Here is a 5,415-nt window from a genome sequence, read left to right on the forward strand (position 1 = left end):
CACGCAACTGATGCAGTTGTGATAATCCAAAACGTTCAGCACTTTCAATAATCATTACAGAGGCATTGGGAACATTCACACCAACTTCAATTACGGTAGTTGCCACCATGATATTGGTTTTACCATCGGAGAACCGTTTCATCTCCGCATCTTTTTCGGCTGGTTTCATCTTACCGTGTAAAATGGATATGGCGTACTGCGGCAGTGGAAAATCACGAGAAATACTTTCATAACCATCCATTAAGTCCTTGAAATCCATTTTTTCTGATTCTTGAATCAAAGGGTATACAATATATATTTGTCTGCCAATGGCTATTTCATCACGAATAAATTTCCACACTTTAAGTCTGTTACTGTCAAATCGGTGGACGGTTTGGATTGGTTTCCTTCCCGGAGGTAATTCATCTATCACTGATATGTCTAAATCACCATACAAACTCATGGCTAGTGTACGCGGAATAGGGGTAGCGGTCATCACGAGGACGTGAGGCGGAATAGTATTCTTTTTCCACAATTTAGAGCGTTGTTCTACGCCAAAGCGATGTTGTTCATCGATAACGGCTAATCCTAGATTTTGAAATTTAACCTTGTCTTCAAGTAATGCGTGGGTGCCTATTAAAATTTGTAGGCTTCCGTTTTCTAATTCTTCGTGGAGTATTTTTCTGGCGGCCGTTTTCGTAGAACCGGTTAATATTTTTATAGTAATATTGGATTTGCTAGCTAGTTCAGATAGTCCAATAAAATGCTGATTGGCTAAGATTTCTGTCGGAGCCATCAAGCAAGCTTGAAAGCCATTATCAATAGCCAAAAGAATACTCATAAAGGCTACTATCGTTTTTCCTGAACCTACATCTCCTTGCAATAAACGGTTCATTTGAGCGTTGCTGCCCATATCTGTTCTTATCTCTTTTATTACTCTTTTTTGAGCTCCTGTAAGTTCAAAGGGTAAATGGTTTTGATAAAAGTCAGTAAAATATTCTCCTACTTTTGCAAATGGATGTCCTTTTATTTTATGTTTCTGAATTTTATTTTTCATGATCAATTGCAACTGAATGAAAAACAATTCTTCAAATTTTAGTCGGAATTGGGCTTTCGCCAAAGCTTCAGCGCTTTTAGGAAAATGAATGTTGAATAAAGCGGCATTTTTAGGGATGAGTTTTAATTCCTGTAATAGATAGTCTGGTAAGGTTTCAACAAATAAGGCTTGCGTTTCAATAAACAACTGTTGCATCATTTTGTTAATACCCCGATTTGTAATACCTCTATTGGTTAGCGTTTCAGTAGAGGGATAAACGGCTTGCATGGCTGAACGCAAACTTTTTTCATGTTCGCTCCACAATTCGATTTCAGGATGCGCCATATTGTACATAGCGTTAAACGATGTGCATTTTCCAAAAATGACAAGGACTTCATTTAATTTTAATGATTCGCGGACCCATTTATGACCTTGAAACCAAACCAACTCCATTTGGCCCGTATCATCAACGAAGGTAGCTACCAATCGTTTTCTGCCTTTTCCAAACTCAACTGTTTTTATGTTGATTATTTTTCCAATAATTTGAACCTCGGCAATATTGTTTTGTATTTCGTTAATTTTATAGTAGCGTGTTCGATCTATATATCTATTCGGGTACAAATTAAGTAAATCACCATACTTATGAATCCCTAATTCTTTGCGGAGCAAGGTTCCTCTGTTAGGTCCAACACCTTTCAAGTATTCAATAGGAGTAAGCAGCAAGTTGTTAGACATTTTAAATAATTTGGATAGCTTTTCGATTCTAAAAACAAAAAAACGAAGATAGTTTTAAAATAGGAAATTAGAAAATTCAAAAATAAAGGAATTTCGAATAAAGTAGGAGGTAGGCCTGAAACTACGAATCTTATTTTTGATATTTGCGGCCTAACTTAAGGTGTTTTACAAATGGTATTGGATTCAATTAAAAATTACGGACTGTATGCCTCTATCACAGATCGACTAGCGGCAGGATTTAACTTTATTACGTCAACCGATTTAACAACTATTCCCGAAGGTGTCTACGAAATTGACGGAAGAAATATTTTTGCAATTGTCCAAGAGTATGATACAAAAGAAGAAAAAGATTGTTTTTTAGAGGGACATACGAAGTATATTGATATTCAGTATATGCTGCAAGGTGAAGAATTAATTGGAATCGCTTCGAAAAGAGATCAAAAAATACAATCATTTGATGTGGATAAAGACTATACTTTTTACGAAGGCGAAACATCCTATATTAAGTTAGAAGCGGGAATGTTTACGTTGTTTTTTCCTGATGATTTACATCGTCCTTGTATCCGATCAGGTAATGAAACCAAAGTAAAAAAGATTGTTATTAAAGTTTTATTGTAGTAACATTGACCGTTCTTCCGACTTAATTTAATGGAGACAAGACAGTGAGATTTTAATTATGATTCTGCTAATAAAGACAATATCTTTGTCGTGTTAAAGTGTAAAACACAATTTCATGACAACTCACTTGGCTTTATTAAGAGGAATTAATGTATCTGGTCACAATATGATCAAAATGGATGCATTGCAAAAAATGTTGGAAAATATGGAATTTACCAACGTTACCACCTACATCCAATCAGGTAATGTATTTGTTACAACTGAGGAGGAAAATGCAGCCACCGTTGGATTTAAAATTAAACAGGAAATTTTTAAAGTTTTTGGTTATGATGTTCCAACTATTGTAATTGGTAAAAAAGACCTTGAAAATTGCTTCAACAATAATCCATTTTTAAAAGAAAAAGAGGTCGATCATAAGAAATTGTATGTAGCCTTTATTTCAAAAGAACTTCGCTCTGAAAACATCAATGATTTAAAAATAAGTCAGTTTAAACCAGATGAAGCCACAATCGATGCGAATAAAATTTTTATTAAATATGCCGTTGGTGCTGGTAAAACAAGATTAGATCAAAAATACATTGAAAAAAAATTAAGCGTCACCGCAACTATCCGAAATTGGAATACTGTGACTCAATTATTCAAGATGTATGAGGATATGAACTAATTTTCTATTCGTTGGTCGTTTTAAATATAGGACACTTCTGTTATTCAATTAGCAACCAAATTTTAGAAGTCCATAGTGAAATAGAAACGGTAAGCAGTTATAAAAATAGTATATTTACTATAAAATTAATTTATAATTCAATCTTTATATGTGTAAAACCAGACTTTCTTTTATAGTGCTGTTTTCTTTTTTTGTGAATTTGGCTTTTTGCCAAAGCGGTAATCCTACAGATTATTTATCAACACAATTTCATAAAAAACGCCGAGATTCTTTCCGAGCAAAAATGCCTGCGAATAGTGTTGCAGTTTTTTTTGGAAATCCAGTTCGAAACCGTGCCAATGATGTGGATTATGTCTACCATCAAGATCCTGATTTTTATTACTTGACAGGATATAAAGAACCTAATTGTGTTTTAATGCTTTTTTCTAATGAGCAAAAAGACAATGAAGGCAAGACCTACAAGGAGATACTCTATGTACAAGAAAAAAATGCAAGTCAAGAGCAATGGACGGGCGTACGATTAGGTACTGAAGGTGCTAAAAAGGAATTAGGGTTTTCAAAAGCATATAATGGTTCTGCCTTTTTAAAATCGGGCGTTGATTTCACCAAATTTGATCATGTTTTATTTAAAGAATTTAAAGACGACAATGGAGAATCATCAAGAAGAGAAAAAGCTGATTTATATAAGTTGATAGACTCTTTCAAAAACCAAATTGGTTTCAAAAGTACTGGTACTACTAAAAAACAGAATTTAGACGACAGTTCTATTTCTCTCTATATGACTAGTTTGCGGGAAATTAAAACGGATGAAGAATTGAAATTATTGACTAAAGCCGTACGCATTTCAGCAATGGCGCAAAGGGAGGTAATGAAAGCAATGCATGCAGGTATGTCCGAAACTGAAATTCAAGGGATTCACGAGTTCATTTATAAAAAATACGGTAGCGAGTTCGAAGGCTATCCTTCCATTGTAGGCGCTGGTCAAAATGGTTGTGTTTTACATTACATAGAAAACAGTAAAACTAAGGTTGGAAATGAATTGGTTTTAATGGATTTAGGTGCTGAATACCATCGATATACCGCTGATGTAACGCGAACAATTCCGGCAAATGGTAGTTTTTCAAAGGAGCAAAAGCAAATTTATGAGTTGGTCTACCAAGCACAGGAAGCAGGGATTGCAGCTTCAATCGTGGGTGCTAGCTTTAGATCATTGGATATTATTGCTCGCAAAATAATTAATCAAGGATTGGTCAAACTTGGAGTTGCAAAATCAGAGGAGCTTGCTAATATATATTTCCCGCATGGTTTGGGTCATCACATTGGCTTAGACGTTCACGATCCCGGTATGTATAACAATCTAGAAAGTGCCATGGTTATCACTATTGAACCTGGGATTTATATCCCGGAGGGAAGTGATTGTGATCGAAAATGGTGGGGGATTGGAATACGAATTGAAGACGATATTCTAATAACTGCCAAAGGTCCTATAAACCTTTCTGCAGAGGCGCCGAGAAAATTACAGGATATTGAAGAAGTAATGAAAGAGCAAAGTGTTTTTTCTACTTTTGCAGTTCCACTCTTGGACTAGTTGTTAATATATTGTACTTGAAGGTACCGTGATTAGAAATTAAGGAATTCTTACGTTTTTAAGTTTCTGAGAGATTTTTATGGTAATTTACAATAATTTCACGTCTCAATCATAAAATTTACGTAAAATAGAGCTGCAGTTCAACGTTATGTAGTTTTTAATATTAGTTTTACCAAAACAGAACAATTTTGTTCTTTTATTATTGTTTGAACCTTGAAATTGCTATTCTAATGCAATTGTGGTTTACTATTTAAATTTAAAATGTTATCATGATTAAGCCCGAAAAACATATTCTAGAGAAGGAAAGATTAAAAGCTTTAGAATCATATTCTATTCTAGACAGTTTGCCCGAGGAAGATTACCAAAATTTGACCATGATTGCTTCTCAAATTTGTGAGACACCAATTGCGCAAATTGTTTTCATTGAAGACGAAAGACAATGGGTTAAGTCCACTATTGGATTAGGTAGTGCAGATACGCCCAGAGATTTAACTTTTTGTGGGCATGCTATCAATGATCCTAATAATTTTATGATTGTTCCTGATGCCCGAAATGATGTTCGATTTCAAGATAATCCATTAGTAATTGGTCAACCTAATATTGTTTTTTACGCGGGTGTTCCATTAAAAAGTAGACAAGGGTTACCATTGGGCACTATCTGTGTTATTGATCACAAACCAAAAATATTATCCCCCATTCAAATTAAGTCTCTTAAAGCATTGTCTGAGCAAGCAATGAAGTTATTAGAATTACGATTAAATAAACAGGAATTAGAAGAATCATTAATTTCGTTGG

5 protein-coding genes are annotated in these 5,415 nt (G+C 34.5%); 4 read left to right on the forward strand and 1 reads right to left on the reverse strand.

The window, feature by feature from the left end:
• On the reverse strand, nucleotides 1-1,750 hold a 1,750-nt coding region (recG, locus tag P8M54_RS08665; RefSeq protein ID WP_300287270.1), incomplete at its 3' end, for an ATP-dependent DNA helicase RecG.
• Nucleotides 1,751-1,927: 177 nt separating this feature from the next.
• Here recG and P8M54_RS08670 point away from each other — a divergent pair.
• The 4 genes from P8M54_RS08670 to P8M54_RS08685 form a co-directional block, all read left to right on the forward strand.
• Nucleotides 1,928-2,368, forward strand: coding sequence for a YhcH/YjgK/YiaL family protein (locus P8M54_RS08670; protein WP_300287272.1), 441 nt, complete (start codon nucleotides 1,928-1,930; stop codon nucleotides 2,366-2,368).
• A 115-nt stretch (nucleotides 2,369-2,483) separates the two neighbouring features.
• Complete coding sequence (locus tag P8M54_RS08675; protein WP_300287274.1) at nucleotides 2,484-3,032, forward strand: DUF1697 domain-containing protein; 549 nt, start codon at nucleotides 2,484-2,486, stop codon at nucleotides 3,030-3,032.
• Nucleotides 3,033-3,180: 148 nt separating this feature from the next.
• Entirely contained in the window at nucleotides 3,181-4,620 is a 1,440-nt protein-coding gene (locus tag P8M54_RS08680; RefSeq protein WP_300287276.1) for an aminopeptidase P N-terminal domain-containing protein, read from the forward strand.
• 269 nt (nucleotides 4,621-4,889) lie between these two features.
• Nucleotides 4,890-5,415 (forward strand): GAF domain-containing protein (locus P8M54_RS08685; RefSeq protein ID WP_300287278.1); only part of this gene is annotated, 526 nt, incomplete at its 3' end.

Source organism: Flavobacterium sp., assembly GCF_029242675.1.
Taxonomy (GTDB): Bacteria; Bacteroidota; Bacteroidia; order Flavobacteriales; family Flavobacteriaceae; genus Flavobacterium.